The sequence below is a fragment of the Nocardioides daeguensis genome (assembly GCF_019192965.1).
Classification (GTDB): Bacteria; Actinomycetota; Actinomycetes; order Propionibacteriales; family Nocardioidaceae; genus Nocardioides; species Nocardioides daeguensis.
Genome location: NZ_JAHTKU010000019.1, coordinates 199,766 through 219,621, shown reverse-complemented (window position 1 = coordinate 219,621; position 19,856 = coordinate 199,766). Strand labels below are relative to the sequence as shown.

Below are 19,856 nucleotides of genomic sequence, written 5' to 3'. Positions count from 1 at the left end.
GTCAAACCATCGAGTCGACTGCCGTCAAGAATCGTCTGATCCACAACAAGTCGTCGGCGACCTTCGCGGCCTCCAGGTCGTTGTGACGAATCGCCCGTGGCTTCGCCTGCCTCATGAGGTCGCCCTCATGGACAACCTGGTTACGACGATGGCTGAGCTGGTTCAAGCGGCTCTCAATATCCGCCTTGGCCTCGGACGGAACCATCGCCGCACCAACAGCCGTGAATCCACTTCTCACTCCAAGCAGATTGAATCCGCGCTGCCAGTCTCGGGCTGACTGAAATGTGATCCTGAGAAGTTGTGCGTGGAGAGCGTTACGAGCCCGAACCATTGGCCGGTCGCGCACACCCTGCTTCCGTGCTTCCACGGAGCGCTCACCCATCTCGACCAGGTTGGCGAACGGCACAGCGATCTCCGCAAGGTTCTGGGAGAGAGCGTCCAAAGGGACACGATGGATCTTCCAGTGCATCCAGGTATCGAGGCCCGCCACACCCATGACGAGAGCTTGACGTCGCAAGTCGGCGTCCAGCACCGATCCGGACCCAGAATCAAGGGTCAGCAGCGCGTCGGCCCGATCGAGGACGTCAATCGCAGCTTGGAATGGCGAAACTGGCATCTATCCATCCCCAAACAGGCTGTCCTGCGATTCGACCCGAGTCGAACGGCCGGGCCGCTTCGGACTGGCCCCGCTCGGTCCTTCCACAGCAGCCCGACTGAGGTTCTCGGCCAACAGCCGGCTGAGCATTTCATCTCGCGACTGGGGATCGACAGTGAATCGACGAAGGTTGTTGCGTTCGCGAAAATCGTATGTTGGAGCGATGTCGGTCCAGCCGAAGGCCGCGAGAACCTCCGAATCCAAGGCCACGAAGAGCTCCCGCAAGTGCTGAACCTCGTCCGATCGCGCCGATTCAGCATTGAACTCGTTCATGACTGCTCGAAGACCGCCCATCGCCCGACAGCGCTGTTCTAGCGCGCTCTCGAACTCCTCTACCGCTTCCGTCCGCGGGCATGGCGTCCAAGGGAAGGTGTTCGAGAGGCGCCTAGGCGCATAGCTTGGATCGTCACGGGTGGTTGCTCCGTAGCTCAGGACCCAGTGGTAATGAAGACTCGACGCAACCTGCCCAAAGATCGCCCAATCGTCAACCGGGAAGACGACCACTCCCATGTCGATTCTGATCTGCGATGGAATCCAGCGCGGCATTAGAAGATTGCTCGTGCGAGGGATTCCGATTGCACGGTCGACAGTCCTCAACTCTCCGTAGAGCGCAGATGCCGAGCTCTCGAAGTCCCACCATCGCTCGCGCAGGTGCGGTTTCGTCTTAGGTCGCTCCCGCCAGGGTCTCTGATGCCTATCGAGATGCGACCAGAGAGGCTCAACTTGTTGTGCCTGCTCTTCAGGCATCCCGTCGAGGTCGATGAGGTACTCGTCAGGGGCAGATGGATCGCCTTGCGACAAATCGGCGGCACGCACGTACGGGAACAGGTGAGAATCCAAGTTCGGGTATTCGGCCAACCACGCCCGCGCGTCTTCAGCTGGGACCCGGAACCCATCTCCGTTCGGATACGTCCCGACGTAGGCACGCACCGGAAGGGCACCCCTTGGCTGCTCAGGATCGGCCACGAGGAGCCTTCCGCCAGCAATCAGCGGCCCGGTCGTGACCCACATCTTGATCACCGACACCGCTGCCCCGCCCGGTCCCCAGTCAAACGGATCGGAGGCGCCAACCAGCGTCGCACCTCCCGCGAGAACCTGATCGAGACCCACGATCTTGGTGTGCGATTGCATGATCGACTTGGTCACCACGATCCCGATATCCCCCTCAGATGAGAGCAAACCTGCTTGCCGAAGGAGGAAGTAGGCCGCCAAATCAGCGTCCCCGGCGACTCCGTTCGCCAGCACTGCTTGCAGGAAGTCGCGGTAATTCTTGCCGTTCGCTGTAGTGATCTTCTTGCTGTGCAGAAACGCAGGATTGCCGATAACGGCATCGAAGCCACCCTTATCGACCATGATGTCTGGCGCTTCGATAACCCAGTGGAGCGGCTGCCACCTCTCGTAATCGGTCAGGGCCCTGGGGGTCAGTCCGGCGTCAATGATTGAGTCCAGGAAGCCGAGGTCAGGCTCGCCCTTGTCGGGGTATGCCTTGCCGACCGCGACGCGGAGGTTGTCGTACGCCTCGTTGAGCGCCTTGCCGGGCTTGCCACCCTGGGATAGACCGGCGGCGACGACGCCATCGGCGATGCGGCGGAGGTCGGCGGTCACTTGCCGGAAGTCGCCGAGTTGGCGATGTTTGGCGGCGCTATTGCGCGCCGGGTCGTTCTCATCGATCTCGGTCGACAGAGTGCGACGCAGTTCCTTGGCTCGGTCGATGATCGAGTCGATGTCGACGTCGTAGGCGTAATAGCCGGCCATCTCCGTCTTGACCTTCGGGTCGATGTGGAGCCGGCGCAGTTGGTTGAGATCGGTGACGCCGAGGAGCGAGTTGCCGAGGAAGACCTTGTCGTCGACGAAGGAGAACGGCAGGTCGCGGTCGAGTGAGACGAGCCAGAGGGAGAGTTTGCACATCTCGACGGCCATGTCGTTGATGTCTGCTCCGTAGAGGCAGTTGGCGACGACCTGACGGATGGCACGGGTGTAGAGGTCCTTGCGCGCGGCGTTGCGTGGGTCCTCGGCCGTCCATGCCTCGACTACCCGTTCCGAGAGGTAGCGGGCAGCTGCCACGAGGAACGCACCCGAGCCGCAAGCGATGTCGGCGACCTTGAGGCTCAGCAACTCGTCGGAAGACTTGAGTTTCCACTCCTCGTCGCTGGCCGTCTGGTGAGGCCCCGGCGCATAGCAGAGCGGCTGGAGCGCGTGAAGCACGACATCTTCGGCAAGCGACTTGGGCGTGTAGTGAGCGCCCGCGTTCTTGCGTGACGGGGTCTCCTTCACGATGAGGCCGCCGTGGAGCACAACGAAGGGTCGCTGTCGCAGGTCAAGACGGATCAGACCGAGCCACGGCTTCACCCGGTCACGCAGTTCGAGATCGTCGCCAACGGCCTGAGTGAGCGCGCTGACGATGCTCGGCTCAACGTCGGCGCCTATGGCCTTGGCGATGGCCGCTGCCGAGGAGGGCTTGGCCGAAGGCTGGTCGCTTTCGACGAAGGCGCGGATCGCCGCTGCGAGCTTCTTCGGGTCCGGGGCTTCGGCCGCCAGCGCTTCGAGCGTGGCGAGCGGGATCTCCGGCTCGTCGCCGAGGGTGCCCTTCAGCCCGACGGTGACTTCGTCGGCGATGGCTGCGGTGTAGCCGAGCAGACCCTCGTAGATGTAGCCGATCTGCTCGACGTCGATGTCACGGAAGGAGATTCGGCGGGCTTCGCCCTTGATGTCTGCGACCTGGACCGAGCGCAGGACGTGAAGCATGACTCGGTCCGAGACCGCAATGGCGAGGGTGCCCTGCTCATTCGTGTCGGTGAGGAACGGGAACCGGGCTGGGTCGAATAGTGAGCCGCCGTAGGCCGGCATCCGCAGGTTCTCGAAGCTCGCGCCCCGGTAGAGAGCCTGACTAGTGGCGAGCAGCCGGTGCCAAGTGAGCGAGGTCGCGTCGAGCGCTTCCTCGCTCTCTTCGGTCTCGCGAGCGATGAGGCGTTCCAGTTCGCGCGCGATGCCGTACCCCTGCTCGAACAACTCGCCCGACGGCAGAAGCCCGCGTTCCTCGGCGAAGAGGAGGAAGACGGCTCGCATCATCACCGTGACAGCGGCTTCGTAGCTGTCGTGGGTGCGCTTCGGGAGCGGGTCCGGCAGACCGCGACGCTGTGCGTCGGCGGCGGACTCGGAGAAAGACTGGATGAGCAGCTCGACGGCCCGGCGGACCTGGGCACCAAGGGCTTCAGTGATCTCTTCGGCCGCTGCGACGGACTCCTCGAACAGGACAGGGAGCCGCTCGGTCGGGTTACCGCCGATGAGGTGCTGCCGCCCGATGAGGGCGAAGAACGCGTCCCGCGTTCGGGGCTCCTCGATCCACGTCAAGGCGTCCACAATGCCTGAGGCAGCCATCGCGCCTTCGCGGGCGCATACGAGGCCCCACCAGCGGCCGTCGGTGACTATGCCGATCGGAATCTTGCTCTCCCGGAGCATGACCTCGACACGGTCGATGGGATTGGCGGCCCACAAGTCCCCCGGCGTCTGACGCAGCGAGTCGACGGAGTCGATGACGTGGACGATCGCGCCGATGCCATCCGTGCCATTGAGGGATGCCTGAGCGCGGATCGTCACCGCGCGGTTGGGCGACTGTGCCTCGACACCGGGAACTTCGCCCCACGAGAGCGACTCGGCCCAGCCAGCGACGTCACGCAGGATCGTCTCGACCCACTTGTCGCGGGCCACGCGGTAAGAGTCCTGTGCAGTCTCAGAGTCCGGTGCGCGGTCGAGGGTCTCCCATGCGCCCTCGAAGTCCTTGCGGGCATCGACAAGCGCCGTCTTGCGCTCGTCCGTGAGGCTGGGCATCCCTTGGGGCCAGACCCGCTTGAGCGGCGGGATGGCGAGGAACGGGCCCTCGGTGTCGACGAGTTCGAGCCAGGCGCGGTGCTGGTCGGTTGCGTTGATCGGCTTGCTGCCACGGGAGGCGGTGTTGCTCTTTGCGCGTGTCATCACTCGACCCACCCATCTGCGTCAGCGCGGGTCAGGGCAAAGACGACAGCCGCTGCGGTGGTGTGAGGCTTCACGTCGGCGTAGCGGGCGGTGATCGCGTCGATCTCTCGTGCCTCCTCGTCGTCAAGTTCGTCCAAGCGACGGCTCATGGCGTCGATGTCGCGTCTCCATTGGCGCATCTGGTCGGGATCGGCGAACAACTGGCCCTGCGCTTCGTCCTCTTCGGCCTTCAAACGAGCGAGCGAGTCACGCAGGTTGGCGCGGAACGCTGTGAAGATCTCCCTGGCACGCTGGACATCGGCGGCTTGGCGCTTGGCGAGCTGCTCGATCACCAGTTCGTGCCGACGGCCGGCGCGAGCTTGCATCGACTCTTCGAGACGCAGACGCAGGGGCGCGTCGGGGACGTTCCACACATCGCAGAGCTGATCGCGGACGCGCTCGTCCGCAACCGTGAGGCGTTCGCGGTCGAGTGCCTTGTCGAGGGCCGCCTCGGCCTTCTCCTCGGCCATCGCACGGCGACCCTTCAGGCGCACACCCGCAAGGAAGACCTCTTCGTGGAGGCGAACACCGCCTCGACCAACGAGGACCATGCGGGTGACGGCGGCAACGAAGGACTCTTCGAGGTCGTCGACCACGACGGCGGTCACGCGGTTCAAGGGCGAGTCAACGCTCCACAGCGAGCGCCGCAGGAGACGCTGGGCCTTCTGAACGATGGGGTGCCCGAGGTGGACGTAGACGAGCTCAGCGCGGCCCTCCGCCGCGGCGGCGTCGAAGGTGATGGGCCGCAACTCGCCAGGCTTGAGTCGGGTGTCGAGGCCGCGCAGGGCGTCGTGCCAGCCGGTCGTCAGCGATGGCACGATGAAGACCTCAGCGTCGGTGTCTTGCGCGAACTCATGGTTCTCGATCAGCGGTGACTGGTGGTTGATCCGCAGGGCCGTGTCGACCACCCGGCGCAGATTGGCCGGGTCGAGGTGCATCTCGGTGCGGGACACGTCGTAGCCCTGCTCCAACTGGGTCAGGCGAGCGTTGAGCTCCATGCCGCCCGCGAGGGCGGAGTTGATGACCTCGTTGGTGTCGACGCCCTTGGACTTGGCCTTGGTCGGGGTGCGCTTGCCGAAGTGGCCCTGAATCTCCTCGCCGACGACTTGGTTGGCGGAGCCGAGGTCGTACTCGACCTGAGCGATCTTGCGAGCGATGCGCTCCATGAAGTTCAGGTCGGCGGCGTACGTCGAGGATTCGACGACCGGTACGAAATGGAAGACCTGCGGTTCCTCGGTCTGGCCGTACCGGTCGATGCGGCCGATGCGCTGTTCGAGGCGCGAGGGGTTGAACGGGATGTCGAAGTTCACGAGCCGGTGGCAGTAGGTCTGGAGGTCGATGCCTTCCCCCGCTGCGTCGGTGGCGAGCAGAACGCGGACCGGCTCCTTGGTTGGATCGGCAGTGAACTGCGAGCGGATGTACTCGCGGTCCTCGGTCGCGGTGGCGCCTTGGATAACCGCGAGCCGATCGTCGGTGTATCCGCGTTGGTTGAGGACGCGGGTCAGCCAGTCGACGGTGTGGGCGTACTCGGTGAAGACCACGACGCGCTCGTTCGACCAGGTCTTGCCGTCGGGGCGGCACACCGCGTCGAGGAAACTGATGAGTCGGTCGAGCCGGGAGTCGGCACGGCTCTCGTACCCGAGCCCCCACTCCATGAGAGTTTCGAGCTGGCCGGGCTCGGCGGCTACGAGCGGGTCTGAGCCCTTGGACTCGCGCAGTTTCTCAGCCTCGTCCTGCTCCCACAGGCCCTCTTCCTCGTCGGACTGGCCCTCGCCGAAGATGTCGTCGTACTCGTCCTCGGATAGACCACGGCCAGCCTTCGAGGCGACGTAGTGGCTCAGTGTCATGCCGAATGCAAACGGGCTGGACAGGAAGCGCTTCTTCAGCAGCATCGTGACGATGTCGCCGCCGGGCTTTGTGCCGTTCTGCTTCGCGCTCTTGGTGACGATGTCGTCGAGCAAGGAGAACATCTGTTGCTCGGAGTCGGACGGCGTGACGTCGAGGGTGTTGACCTTGCGCTTTCTGAATCCCTTGCCGGACAGATCGGTCTTCAGGCGGCGGACGGTGACGTCTTTCAGCGCTGTGGAGTCAAGGTTCGCGCCACGCGCGAAACGGCGTGGGTCGATCATCTCCATCAAGGCCGTGAACGACTCGGGATGGCCGTTGTGGGGGGTCGCACTCAAGAACAGGCGATGCTCGCACTTCTCCGCGAGCTGGCGAACCGCGACGGTGCGCTGGGTGTCGACCGCATATCCGCGGCCGCCTGCGATGGCTGACGGGCTCGACGGGGCGACGTGGTGGGCCTCATCGACCACGAGGATGTCGAAGGCGTACCGCTTCCCCGTCTTGGGGTTGCTGGCCTGGGCATAGACGTCGCGGAGCAGGCGCTGGGCGCGGATCTGCGGGAGCCACGCCATGCTGACGATGACGCGCGGGAAGAGTTGGAACGGGTTGGCGTGCAGGCCGTGGGTGCGGCGGACTTGGGCCATCAGTTCGGAATTGACAATGGTGAACTCCAGACCGAACTTCTCGCGCATCTCGTCCTGCCACTTCAGCGCGAGACTTGGCGGGCAGACGATGACAGCTGTGCGGGCGCGGTGACGCAGGAACAACTCCTGAATGACCAGACCGGCTTCGATGGTCTTGCCGAGACCGACATCGTCGGCGAGCAGCAGGTTGGCGCGAGGTGCACCGAGGGCGCGACGGAGCGGTTCCAGTTGATAAGCCTCGACGGTGGCGCCGGACCAGAAAGGTGCCTGGTACCGGTTGGGGTCAGCACTGGTGACCGCACCCCAGCGCATCGCGTCGACAAAGCCTGCGAGTGTGGCCGGCTCGTCGAATCCGTCAGCGTAGATGACATCCGGCAGGCCCTGCGGAGGAGTGACTGTGTGGCCCACTTCCAGCTCCCAGACGACGGAGAGCTGCTCACCGAGACGGTCCTCATCCAAGGACTGGAGATCCACGACATGTGAGAGCTGCGCCGTAGCTTCGTCGGCAGGACTGCGCGGCAGTCCCTGGGCCTGGACGTTGGCAACCGCCCACGTCGACCCCCGCACCTCAACGACCTGCCCCGGCTCGGGAAGGGTTGGCATCGCGCTTCGGCCTATCGCAGCCCAATTAGCGACGTCGATTTCCGTCTCCACTCCAGTCACAGCAGAAACCTATCTGCGAGTCCCGACGGAAATGGCCCGAACGTTGCCATGAGTCTGAATGCGGACTCCCCCACCGTGGGACAGACTCGTCGGGTGGCCGACTGGACTCCCCTACGCACCATCCTGGCTCAGGTCGAGCATTCGGCGACGTTCACCTGGGCGGAGCTCGAAGCGCTTGTCCATGGACTCCCTCACTCCGCTTACGCACACAGTGCCTTCTGGAAGGGGGCTCGAACCGGCTGGCGCGGGTTCTCGACCACCGACGTGAGAGTCGGAGAGTCCGTGACCTTCGTCCGCACAGGCGCTCCCCCACGCAAGCCCGCGCCGCGCTCCAGTCCATCCGCCCAAGCTGACCGGTCATCGCCGGGAGATGTCGTCCTGATCGGCTGCGCGAAGCGAAAGCTCCCAACCGCAGCGCCGGCGAAGGACCTCTACGTCTCGGCACTGTTTCGGAAAGGCAGGGCGTACGCCGAACGCCTCGGCGTGCCCTGGTTCATTCTTTCTGCAGAACACGGACTCGTCGCGCCCGACGAAGAGCTGGAGCCGTACGACCTCCGGCTCAGCGACACCCCTCGCGAGTACCGCCGCAAATGGGGCGCCGACGTTGTCGAATCGCTCCTGGCGGCTCTCGGATCACTCGACGGCATCACTGTCGAAGTCCATGCAGGTGCGGCGTACGCGGATCCAATCCGCGACGGACTCCGTGCGGCGCGCGCCCAGGTGGTGGAACCGCTTAGAGGTCTCCCAATAGGGTCTCGGCTCGCTTGGTACGGGGACCATTCGATCGAGCCGACACCGCCATCGGCCGATGCGAACATCGGCGAGTTGATCGGGGGCCTGCTCGCGGCCGACCGGTCGATCTCGCCGACCGAGTTTCTTGAGTCCGGCGCGGCGTCATATCGCTCCCCCGGGCTCTACAGCTGGTGGGTCGACGTGTCGGGCGCCGCCGACCTGTCGGCCGGGCTCCGAGCCGAGGTCGAACCTGGGCTCATCTACGCCGGATTGGCCGGCGCCACGCGCTCCGGCGGCGGGAAGTCGAAGAACACCCTGTGGGGCCGCATCAAGACGATGCATCTCGGCGGGCGACATGAGTTCTCGACCTTCCGGCTGAGCCTCGGGTCCGTCATCGCCGCGTCGCGGGGTGAACGGGAGATCGACGAGCCCGCCTTAACGACGTGGATGCACGAACACCTTCGGCTGATCGCGGTCCCCGTCGCGGACGCCGACAGCCTAGGTCGGGTGGAGACCGAGGTGCTGCGGCACTTGGATCCGCCGTTGAATCTCGACAAGGTCGAGCGAAACCCTCTCAGGGTCCAACTTTCCGCTCTCAGGAGGACGTACGGACGAAAGCGACGAAGCGGCTCAGCCACACCGGCAGGCTAAGGACCGCCATCCACGCGAACTTCGCGGCGTTCCAGAAGAAGAGGAGCACAAGCATGTTCAGCCATGCGAGGCCTGGCCGCTCTGCCAACTCAGAGGCGATGGCAACAGCCGCTAGGTACGCCGGCACAGCGAGGAGCGCGATGGGAACGGCCCACCCCACTCCTCGCGCTGTCCGCATCCAGTCGAGCGCTCGGTTCGTCGGCATGTAGAAGCGAAGGTAGCCACGGATCGCGGCACTGAGATTCCACAACATGGCAAGCATCGAGATCTCCTCGTTCGGTCACCTCGACCATCCGTCCACTCGGACTTTCGCCAGTCATCGCTCCCCGGGGCGGTGGATAACTGCCTCCCACCGCGGCGCTGTGGATCTCGACTCTCGACGACTCCGTCCAGCCTCTCGGGCAACGGCGCGAGCCCGCCGGACGGCTTGCTCCGCACGTGCCGCATCGGTCCGCTGGGCCTCGGTCGTCGGCTCCTCCCCAAGGAGCCTCCGCGACGTGATGCCGTAGCGAGCGCGGTACGCGGCGATAGCGCCCAGTTCGCGAAGCCACCGAGCTCGCTCCGCGGGTTCATCCGGTCCAGGGCCAACCTTCGCGACCCACGGCCCGGCCGAGTCGACCTCGGCCTCGACAAGTTCCTGTGTCCGGCGCTCGATCAGCCGCGCCCGCTCACGAAGCGCCAGGGCCATCTCCTCCTCCATCGCGCCACCTGCCACCGGGATCAACCCGGCGATCAGCTGAGGCTCGATCGTCCGCTTGCCACGGCCTGTGCGTCGCGACTCATGCCGCAGGCGGCTGATGAGGACCGCGCCGATGTCGATGGCATCTCCGAATCCGCGCCGAGCCACGACTCGCGGGAGAATGGTCGCGATGTCGAGATGGCTCGACTCCGCGCGGCGCAGCTCTGCAGTTAGCGGACCAAAGGAGTCGGACCCAACGACCCGGTCGACCTGGTCGCGCGTCAGCCCGGATTGATCGAGAAGCTCGATCCACCGATCCCTCTGGGCGACCGCCGCAATCGTCTCGTACTCGGCCGCGAGCTGGGCGATTGAGCCCCACTGATCCTGCTCGGCGCGAATCATCTGGTGAGCGGAGAGTTCGACACCCGAGTGCTGGAGGACGCCGTAGAGCACCGTCCGAGCAGTGACCTCGGCAGGCTCGGGTGCGGAATGGCTCTCGTCAGGCTGGTCGAGCGCGACGTACGCGATATTGGACTCGCGACCGCGAGTCATAGAGACGTACAGGTTCTCCCGCGTCGTGGTCCCTGAGACCACCACGTGCGAAGTGTCGACAGTGATGCCCTGTGCTCGGTGGGCTGTGACGGCATACCCAAGGTCGACATGCTCTGCGACGTACGCCGCCGGCAGGGTGACTGTCCCGTGTCCGCTTCCGGAGATTCGGCGTACGTCTGCCGAGCCGTCTTTGCCCACATGCATGACCTGCCAGCGGTCGCCGTTGCGGACCCATCCGCCACGAAGCGGCTTGAGCCGACGATCGTTGCGCCGGGTGATCACGATGTCGCCTTCGGACGCGTGGCTGCCGTCGACCAGCCGCACCTCGGTCGAGGCTGCCGTGTCGCCGTCGAGGATCCGTTCGGCTCGTGCGCGCTTGTTGAGTTCGAAGACCGAGCGGGTTGCTTCGGTCACGAGGATGCTGGAGCGCCCTGCTCCGATATCGGCTCGCCACGCGGTGTAGGCCTCATCCGCCATGGCTTCGGTGGTGCCCTCACGGATCCTGTCGTGGCTGGCGTATGCATCGATCACCTCACTGCGCCCCAAGCGCAGGTCGAGCGAGGCGTCACGCTCCCAGCCGTTGACGAAGCGATGGACCTCGGCGAGCTCTGGAACATCGATTCGGTCGTTCACCAGCAACGAGAAGGCGCCGCCAGCGTCCACAGACTGGAGTTGTGCCCAGTCGCCGACGAGGAGAACCTTGGCGCCTGCTTCGGCAGCGACCCCACAGATGCGATCAAGCGCGAGGGTTCCGGCGAGCGTCGCCTCGTCGACGATGACCAGTTGCCCTGAGGAGAGGGCTGCGCGTCCGCGGTCATGCTCATGAAGCCACTTCGCGGTGTTCTCGCAATCGATGCCCAGGTCCTCGGAGAGCACCTGCGCGGCCACGGCGCTGGGCGCCAGCCCCACGACGCTGCCTCGACCATGCTCGGCAATCCACGCCGTTTGAAGTGCCTTCATCGCAGTCGTCTTGCCCGCACCTGCTGGCCCGACGAGCACGTCGAGCCGGCGCCCGGACTCGGCGACGCTCGCCAGGGCTTTGGTCTGGTTTTCGCTCAAGAGGTGATGGTCCTTGCCCGGCCCAACCTCGAGGCCCATCCGCGCTGCATCTGCGGTCGGCGCGCCACGGCCGCGACTCAAGGCGAGGAGGCGATCCTCGGCGGCGAGCAACGCGCGGGATGAATAGACGGAACTGTGGCGAGGACGGAACCTCGACGAGCCGTCCTTCCGTCGGAAGGTCTTCGGAACACTCGCGAGCTCCGGTGGAGTTAGGCACAGCGACTGCGCCTTTGCTTCCGCGACCAGTTGGCCGATCACGGTCTCGCGATCGTCGGCTGACGCGAAGCGCCAGCCCATGGTCTGTCGCGATGCCTCCGCCCACAGGTTCCAGTGGCGCCACGTCGAGCGCTTCTCACCCACTTTGTCGATGACCGCGACCGCCAGGTCCTCCACCACGTCATGGGGCACATCGTCCGCGCGGAGCAGGCACGCCGGGGTAGGACGGGCGCCCCCTCCGGACGTGATCTGACGCGCCCACTCTGGAGCGCCCGTCCCAAGAATCGACCGCGCCCGTCCTCGCCATTCACCGGTGAGATCGGCGAGAGAGCGGATCCGCTTCTCCGGACGCGTCGCAAGCGTGGCTTGCGCACGGAGCCGGATGACAGTCGCGCTCGTCGGCCGCTTGCCAAACTGCGCGACGTACTCCGCAACCAGTCGGTCGGTCTCCAACTCAATGCCCCGCGACCGCGACGAGAACTCATGGATGAGTTCGCTTGGTACGGGCGCCAACTCCCACGAGGGCGACCGTCCGTCCCCTCGCGCCCGTTCCTCCCACTCGATTCCGAACAGGCGTGTGAGCCTGTCGGCCACAAGCGCGTTGTAGTGCTCAGAGAGCGCGACGACCGATGCATGGAGAGGGCGCCCGTCCAGGCTGCGCCAGCGCCCGTCCTCGACCGTCCGGACCTTGTTGGAGACCACGACATGTGTATGAAGCTGTGGATCGCCGAGCCTTGAGTCCCAATGGTCGTACGCCGTCGCGGCAATGCCCACGACGTCCGCCTGAGCGACCGCGCCGTTGCCAGCGCTCACTCCCCTGCGCGTGGCGGCGACTTCGCGCTCGAGAAGATCGAGCACCTCGGCGGCGGCGTCGTGGTGAGCCTCGACGAGCAGCGCCTGGGTGCCGGCGTCGGCCACGCCCCACAGCGCGGAGACAGACTTCGGCACGCTGAACGTCAGGTCGAACCCCGCGACCGCCCGGCGCGCCGACATCGCAACGTCCGAGCCGTAGTCAGTCGGCTCGCCTCCAAGGTCAGGAAACGCGCGTCCCAGGGGCTGCCCGCTCACGGGGTCGCGCCCCATCCCGAGGAGCAGTGCTAGCTGGTGCTCGGTTACCGGATCACCGCTCCGGATGTCGCCATGGCCAAAGGCATGAAGGCCCGATCCCAACCACCGACCGGGCGGCGTCCCAGTCTCTGAGTAATAGCGGGTCAGCGGAGTCGAAAGGTGTCGGTTGCCGTCGCCCGCTGCCACGCTCCGCAGCAGGTATTGGTAGCCAACACCGGCCGACATCACGCGCATCGAGACGGTCATCAAGGCATCACCTCCTTGGCCGTGAGGTGTCGTGGTTGGTCCACAGGCCGAGTTGGTGCGGGTCCATCCACAGTTGACCGCGCCGACCTACGGCCCTCGTTCTGCAAGAGGTGTAGGACGAATTCGAGGCTGCCGCCGAGGCGGGACGGGCGCCGTGCGACACCTACGGGATGACAGCAACGGCATCGATCGGGAGGAGTGGCGAGATGGGGAGAGGTTGCGTAACTGAGACAGCAGTGGCTGAATGGACGAGGCGGCGCCCTTGCCGGACCGCCGGCAGGACGTCGCTTGCTGAGTCCTCGGGTTCGATCTCGGGGAGTTCTGCAAGGACTCGGGCATGACGAACTCACGAGGAGCACTCTCACTCGCGACCGCAGCACTGCTGCTGATCGCCGGGACGTCGTGTGCCAAGGACGACTCGGAGCCGAGCGATCCGCGTTCCGAACCCACGGCGTCGAGCTCCCCGAGTTCGACGCCGACATCACCCTCGGATGCGGCCACCGCGGCGGCCACCGAGACGATCGCGAACTACTACGCGGTCCGCAACGAGTTGCGTCAGGATCCGACGAAGCCGCTGAGCCGGCTCGCGTCTGTCGCGATTAGCACCGAACTGTCGACCCAGCAGACGCTGTTCAAGCGGGAGCGCAAGCAGGGCCTCCACCAGGTCGGCGAGACGAAGGTCGTCGAGGTGAAGGTCGAGTCGGTCAACCTTGACAACTCCGATCCGCAGGCCGGCAAGGTGCCGACCGTTCAAGTCGATGTGTGCTTCGACGTCAGCGACGTCGACGTGCTCGATGCGGACGGCAAGTCCGCCGTGACCCCGAACCGACCGGACACCGGCTGGATCCGGTACTCGGTCTCGAACTATGAGTGGGACTCCGATCCCGATGGCGCGTGGCGAGTTGCCTCGAGCCAGGACATCGAGCGAACGCCATGCGACGCCTGATCGCCGATGTCGTCGTTCTGTCACTCGCGATCGCGAGCTTCCTCCTCAGCGCAGCCGCGCCGACGTCAGCCGACACGGAGTGCCAAGTCACCGACCCCGAGACCGGCGTCTGCCTGATCTGGGTCGAGGTTCCTGGGCAGCCCGGCCAGCCCGGTGAGCCCGGTGATGACGGCCCGGAGGACACGGGTTCCGGCGCGTCCTGCTACTGGGATGGGACCGAGCAGAACGTCCTCAAGCCGCCGCCCGGCCCGGTCCCCTGCTCGAGCGAGTACGGCTACTGGTCGAACAACTACAACTGCTACATCCAGCTCGTCGATCCACAGCCGCCAGCGGGCGACCCGGCGTGGCAGGGACACGAGCCAGGAGACGGCGCGGTGTACCGCTGTTATCAGCCGCAAACCGACATCGACATCTACATCTGGTCCGCCGATCCGCCGCCGAACTCTGGCGCTGGCCCGACTCCGCGCGAAGTCGCAACGATCGCGATCGAGCAGATGAACCTGTCGGCGATCACCATTGGGATCGCGCCGAAGCCTGGCGACGGCAGCATCGGGATCGTGGGGATGCCGGTTTGGATGTGGGCAGCGAACCCCGACAGCCACACGGTTGGACCGATCAATGCATCGGCTTCTGCCGGAGGCATCACGGTGACCGCCACAGCTCAGCTCCACCGAATCACTTGGGACATGGGCGACGGCACTGAAGTCGTTTGCACCGGCCCGGGCACCCCCTACAAGGCGTCGTACGGCGATCGGCGCTCGCCCACGTGCGGTCATGTCTACGAGCAGTCGAGTTCAGACCAGCCGAGCGATCACTACACCGTCACCGCCACGTCGGACTGGGTCATCACGTGGTCCGGGGCCGGCCAAACAGGAACGATCCGGCTGAACGGCTTGGTCCGTGCTGTCGAGATCTCGATCGGAGAGGCGCAGGTGCTCGTCCACTGACGAGGGCCGAGGCGCGGGAGCAGCGAGGGAAACCATGACCACGTCCACGCGAGACGCGACCATCGACCGAGCAACTGAGTCGGGCACTCCCCCGGCCCCTCCACCGAAACTGCGCCGACGGCCAGGGATGACCGTGATCGGCATCGTCGCAATCTGTCTCGGTGCGGTCGTTGCAGGTTGGACATGGACTGCAACGTCGAGCAGTCAGGAGGTCCTGGTCGCGCGCACGACGATCGAACGCGGATCGGTCATCGAGAAGGGCGACCTGACGACCGCCCGAATCAGCTCCGACCCCGCGCTGTCGCCGGTCAGTTCTGACGAGTTCGAAGCTGTCGTGGGCCAACGGGCCACGGTCGACATCGCTGCGGGCACAGCCTTGACTCCGGACTCGTACTCAGCCGCCTCCCTCCCAAGTGACGGCGAGTCCGTGGTCGGGATTGCGCTCACGCCCGCCCAGTCGCCCGGCATCGCGCTCTCAAGTGGCGACCACGTGCGGGTGATCGTCACGCCAGGCCAGGACGGCGACCTCCCCGGCGGCACCCCGCTCTACAGCGAGGCTGAGGTGGTCGCGGTCCACGTCGATGAGGCAACCGGTGGGACCGTGGTCGATCTCCTCGTCAAGCACGAGGATGCGGCCGTCCTGGCAGCCCGCATCGCGACCGGCCACGTCGCTCTGGTCCTGGATTCGCGGGATCGCTGATGGCCGTCATCGCCCTGACATCGGCATCCGGTTCCCCCGGGGTCACGACGACGGCCGTGGGACTCTCGCTGCTGTGGCCTCGCCCAGTCCTGCTCGTGGAGGCCGACCCGACAGGCGGCTCCGGCATCCTCGCCGGCTACTTCCGCGGAAGCCATGAGTACGACGCTGGCCTCGTCGAGCTCGCGCTATCCGCGGCGCCCATCGCCGACGCCCTGCGAGAGGTTGCCCGACCGATCCCGGGAACCCAAGTGTCCTTCATCGCAGGGACTCGATCGCGCAGCCAGGCGAATGCCCTCCACGATGTATGGCGCCCTTTTTCGGAAGCCCTTGGCGAACTGGAGTCGAACGGGCAGGACGTGATCGTCGACTGCGGTCGGCTCGGTCTCGCCCACGCGCCGGAGCCACTCACGTTGGGCGCTGACCTGACCCTCCTGGTGACCCGCACAAACCTTCCTGCGCTGTCGGCGTCTCGTGCGTGGTCCGATGCTGTCGCACAGCCCGGCCTCGACCTGGGCCAGACGGGTCTTCTGCTGATCGGCGCCGGGCAGCCCTACGCCGCGGCGGAAGTCAGTGCGGTCGTCGAACTCCCGGTCATTGCCTCGATCGCCGACGACGCGGAGTCCGCAGCGGTGTTCCACCGCGGCGCCGCACCACCGAAGCATTTCGACACCGGGCTATTCGTCCGCAGCCTCCGCGCCGCGATCGAGTCGATGCGAGGTGCCATCAACCGCAGGCGATCGGGGCTTCTCGAGCGAGCGCACTCATGACGACCGGACGAATCAGCAGTGACCCGCGGTCGCTCCCCCTCTTTGCTCATGGTGAGCCGGCGGAGAACGGTTCGCGACTGGCCCGCCACGCCGGTTCCGTCACCAGGCTTCCCGTGTCCGTCCCCGCCTTGAGCAACGGCATCGACTGGCAGCTCGTCGCTGCACTCCGAGCCAAGGCATCCGACCAACTTAGCCAGGCCGTCGCGGCCGACCGCCGCCTCGACAAGACTGCTCAGGAGGAACTAGGCCGCGCCATCGTCCTGGAGCTGATCGACACGACGATGGCCGAACAGGTGAACAACGGTGTCGGCGCTCTGACCCCCGCCCACCAGGAATCCCTGGCCCGAGCTGTCTTCGATTCGCTGTTCCGACTCGGCCGACTGCAGCCGCTCGTCGACGACGACCGCATCGAGAACATCATCATCACCGGCTACGACCGAGTCCTCCTCGAGTTGGTCGATGGCTCGCTCCAGGAGGGGCCACCCGTCGCTGATTCAGACGAAGAACTCATCGACTTCCTCGTCTTCCTCGCCTCCCGCAGCGAAGTGAATGCTCGCGGCTTCTCCGAGGCGCAACCTCGCCTGCACCTTCGGCTCGACGGCGGCTCGCGACTCGCTGCGGCGGCCTGGGTCACGCCGCGGCCTTCCGTCGTCGTCCGGCGCCACCGACTGATGCAGGTGACGCTGGCCGACCTTGTCGAACGGAAGATGCTGTCGCCAGTCGCCGCGTCCTTCCTGGCCGCGGCCGTCCGGGCACGGCGGAGCATCGTCGTGTCGGGTTGCCAAGGCGCTGGCAAGACCACTCTCGTTCGAGCCCTCTGCGCCGAGATCGATCCGCTTGAAGCCATTGGGACGTTCGAGACGGAGTACGAGCTGCACCTGCACGAACTGCCCGATCGGCATCGGATCGTCCATCCGTGGGAAGCCCGTCCCGGATCCGGCGAGCGCGGACCCGACGGGCGTCAGGCCGGCGAGTTCACCCTCGACGAGGCGCTCGTCGACTCGTTCCGCTTCAACCTGTCGCGCCAGATCGTCGGCGAGGTCCGAGGCAAGGAGATCTGGGCGATGATCAAGGCGATGGAGTCCGGCACTGGTTCCATCTCCACCACGCATTCCTCCGACGCCGTCGCAGCCGTCCGGAAGCTCGTCACCTGCGCCATGGAGGCTGGGCCGCACGTGACGCAGTCACTGGCGACCAGCAAGCTCGCCGCCACGATCGACCTCATCGTCCATCTCGACCTTCGTACGACGGCTGGGCAGGACGGGCCGATTCGCACCCGAAGGGTTGCCGAGATCATCGCCCTCGACCCAGGTGAACGCGAGACGGGTTACGCAACGACCCACGTGTTCTCGCCCGGCACCGACGGCGCTGCCGTCCCGGATGTGCTGCCGGATGCGTACCGCTCTTTGGCGGACTACGGCTTCGATCTGGCGGGCTACCTCTCCGAGCAGGGACGCGCGTCGTGATCGCCCTCATCCCTGCGCTGGCCGGAGCGCTGATCGTGGGCGGGATCCTCGCCACGGTCGTCGGTTTGCAGCCTGCCGAGGTCGTCGAGCGGCCGCCACGGCGACGTCGGCTGAGGCCACTCACCAAGCAGACCCAGCTCCTCCTCGCGACCGGCATCGTTGTCGGGCTTGTCGCCGTCATGGTCACGGGGTGGGCCTTGGCCATCGTGCTCGTCCCTCTGGCGTTCGTCGGACTGCCGGTGCTCTTGTCGGCGGGTCCGGCGCATTCGCGCATCCAACGACTCGAGGCGATGGAGGAATGGACTCGGTCCCTATCCGGAGTCCTGACGGTCGGCGTCGGCCTGGAGCAGGCGCTCGTCGCGACCCTTCGTTCGACTCCCGCCGCCATCGCGCCCGAGGTCACGCGGCTGGTCGCTCGACTACGAGCACGCTGGCCCACCGAGGATGCCCTCCGCGCGTTCGCTGACGAGCTTGACGACGCCACCGGCGACCTCGTGGCCGCCAACCTGATCCTGGGAGCACGTCGTCGCGGCGCGGGACTGGCGAGCGTCCTAGACGGGCTCGCCGAGTCCGTTGCAGCAGACGTCCGAGCGCGACGCCAAGTGGAAGCAGACCGAGCCAAGCCTCGAGCCACCGCGCGCTGGGTCACGATCATCAGTGCTGGCGTACTCATAGTCCTCGCGGTGTCCGGCACCTACGTCGAGCCCTATCGGAGCCCGCTCGGCCAAGTGATTCTGCTGAGCCTCCTCGCGGCGTACGTCGCGATCCTGGTTTGGATGAAGCGCATGGCCGTTGGGCGCAACCTCCCGCGCTTCTTGTCGGCCGCGCCAACTCAGGCTGGAGGTGGCCGATGACCAGCGGGCTTCAAGCGGCGCTCCTGAGCGGCGCCCTGATCGCGTTCGGGCTGGTGGTCCTCGCAGCCCGCTTCCTTCCCGCCGAACCGGACTTGGCGGACGCTCTTGCCCGTCTTGGCCCCGGCCGGCCCGCCCGCGCAGCAGGCAATGCGGGGACGCCGTCGCATGGGAAGGAACGACTCGGGACATGGGCGCTGAAGACCCTGCCCACGTCAGTGTGGGCACGAACGCCAACGCGCGAGCTCGCCGTACTTCGGATCCCCACCGCGCGGTTCTATGGCGACAAACTCGTCTCCGCCATGCTCGGCCTCGCGATCCCGCCGCTGCTTTCGGTCTTCTTCCATGTGATCGGCCTCGGGCTTCCGATCGTCCTGAGCGGCGCGGCCTCCGTCGGACTTGCGGCCTTCATGTTCTTCCTGCCGAACTACAACGCGATCGACGACGCTCGGAAAGCGCGGCTCGAGTTCTCGCGAGCGCTGGGCGCGTACATCGATCTGGTCGCGCTCGAACGAAACAACGGTTCGGGCGTACGCCAGGCCATGGAGTCGGCAGCACTCGTCGGCGATTCGTGGGTGTTCACCCGCCTCTCGGAGGAACTGACCCGTTCCCGGTGGTCGGGCCAGCCGCCGTGGGACGCGCTCAACGCGCTTGCCGACGAACTGGCCCTGCCAGAACTCGAGGACTTCGCCGACATCATGCGGCTCTCGGGTGAGGAAGGCGCCAGCGTCTACACCCACCTCCGCGCTCGATCCGCTGCGATGCGCACGGCAATGCTCAACGACGAGATCGCGGAGGCGAACGCCGTCGGAGAGCGCATGACGATCCCGGGCTCGCTCCTGGGAGTCGTCTTCATGGCGCTCCTTGTGGCGCCCTCACTGCTCCGGATGTTCAGCAACACCTAATAACCAGCCCGACGGAAGGACCGCGGACGGGAAGGAACCGAAATGGATCGAATTATCACCACGCTGGTCGGGCTGAGAATCGGCTTCGACACACGAATGCGCCATCGAGATGAGCGCGGCTCGGTCACGACCGAACACGTGCTCTGGGCCGTAGCCGTGATCGCCATCGTCGCGGTCGTGGTCGCAGCGGTGAAGGCATATGTCACGGCTCAAGCCGGCAACATCAAGTAGGCGGAGGGACGAGCGCGGGTCG

General features: G+C 65.9%; 13 protein-coding genes. 9 read left to right on the top strand and 4 right to left on the bottom strand.

Annotation, left to right across the window (positions count from 1 at the left end; all coding sequences use genetic code 11):
* Nucleotide 1: 1 nt before the first annotated feature.
* Genes KU893_RS15845 through drmD form a run of 3 tightly spaced genes read right to left on the bottom strand, consistent with a single transcriptional unit; the run spans nt 2 to nt 7,818 of the window.
* Complete coding sequence (locus tag KU893_RS15845) at nt 2-616, bottom strand: hypothetical protein (protein ID WP_218235345.1); 615 nt, start codon at nt 614-616, stop codon at nt 2-4.
* Nucleotides 617-4,627 carry an Eco57I restriction-modification methylase domain-containing protein gene (locus KU893_RS15840; protein ID WP_218235344.1) on the bottom strand — a complete coding sequence of 1,337 codons (4,011 nt, stop codon included), beginning with the start codon at nt 4,625-4,627 and terminating at the stop codon, nt 617-619.
* Nucleotides 4,627-7,818, bottom strand: a complete 3,192-nt coding sequence (gene drmD / locus KU893_RS15835; protein ID WP_218235342.1) for a DISARM system SNF2-like helicase DrmD — start codon at nt 7,816-7,818, stop codon at nt 4,627-4,629. The genes KU893_RS15840 and drmD overlap by 1 nt, the downstream gene beginning before the upstream one ends.
* Nucleotides 7,819-7,911: 93 nt before the next feature.
* Here drmD and KU893_RS15830 point away from each other — a divergent pair, with 93 nt between their 5' ends.
* A complete protein-coding gene (locus KU893_RS15830; RefSeq protein WP_218235341.1) occupies nt 7,912-9,201 on the top strand; it encodes a DUF6884 domain-containing protein in 1,290 nt (429 codons plus the stop codon).
* Between the two features lie 316 nt (nt 9,202-9,517).
* On the opposite strand, the gene mobF is transcribed toward KU893_RS15830, so the two are convergent.
* Nucleotides 9,518-13,021: a MobF family relaxase gene (gene mobF, locus KU893_RS15825; RefSeq protein ID WP_218235340.1), complete on the bottom strand. Its 3,504-nt coding sequence runs from the start codon at nt 13,019-13,021 to the stop codon at nt 9,518-9,520.
* Nucleotides 13,022-13,358: 337 nt separating this feature from the next.
* Here mobF and KU893_RS15820 point away from each other — a divergent pair, with 337 nt between their 5' ends.
* The 8 genes from KU893_RS15820 to KU893_RS15785 all read left to right on the top strand — a co-directional run bounded on the left by KU893_RS15820 (nt 13,359) and on the right by KU893_RS15785 (nt 19,834).
* Nucleotides 13,359-13,967 carry a hypothetical protein gene (locus tag KU893_RS15820; protein ID WP_218235339.1) on the top strand — a complete coding sequence of 203 codons (609 nt, stop codon included), beginning with the start codon at nt 13,359-13,361 and terminating at the stop codon, nt 13,965-13,967.
* Nucleotides 13,955-14,914: a hypothetical protein gene (locus KU893_RS15815; RefSeq protein ID WP_218235338.1), complete on the top strand. Its 960-nt coding sequence runs from the start codon at nt 13,955-13,957 to the stop codon at nt 14,912-14,914. Before KU893_RS15820 ends, KU893_RS15815 begins: the two co-directional genes overlap by 13 nt.
* A gap of 127 nt (nt 14,915-15,041) precedes the next feature.
* Nucleotides 15,042-15,614 carry an SAF domain-containing protein gene (locus KU893_RS15810; RefSeq protein WP_246592697.1) on the top strand — a complete coding sequence of 191 codons (573 nt, stop codon included), beginning with the start codon at nt 15,042-15,044 and terminating at the stop codon, nt 15,612-15,614.
* A complete protein-coding gene (locus KU893_RS15805) occupies nt 15,614-16,381 on the top strand; it encodes a CpaE/TadZ family protein (protein ID WP_218235336.1) in 768 nt (255 codons plus the stop codon). Before KU893_RS15810 ends, KU893_RS15805 begins: the two co-directional genes overlap by 1 nt.
* A 113-nt stretch (nt 16,382-16,494) precedes the next feature.
* A complete protein-coding gene (locus KU893_RS15800) occupies nt 16,495-17,847 on the top strand; it encodes a TadA family conjugal transfer-associated ATPase (protein ID WP_308167226.1) in 1,353 nt (450 codons plus the stop codon).
* Entirely contained in the window at nt 17,844-18,701 is an 858-nt protein-coding gene (locus KU893_RS15795) for a type II secretion system F family protein (RefSeq protein ID WP_218235334.1), read from the top strand. The genes KU893_RS15800 and KU893_RS15795 overlap by 4 nt, the downstream gene beginning before the upstream one ends.
* Entirely contained in the window at nt 18,698-19,603 is a 906-nt protein-coding gene (locus tag KU893_RS15790) for a type II secretion system F family protein (protein ID WP_218235333.1), read from the top strand. Before KU893_RS15795 ends, KU893_RS15790 begins: the two co-directional genes overlap by 4 nt.
* Nucleotides 19,604-19,645: 42 nt before the next feature.
* Nucleotides 19,646-19,834, top strand: a complete 189-nt coding sequence (locus tag KU893_RS15785) for a hypothetical protein (RefSeq protein WP_218235332.1) — start codon at nt 19,646-19,648, stop codon at nt 19,832-19,834.
* The last annotated feature ends 22 nt before the right edge of the window (nt 19,835-19,856 follow it).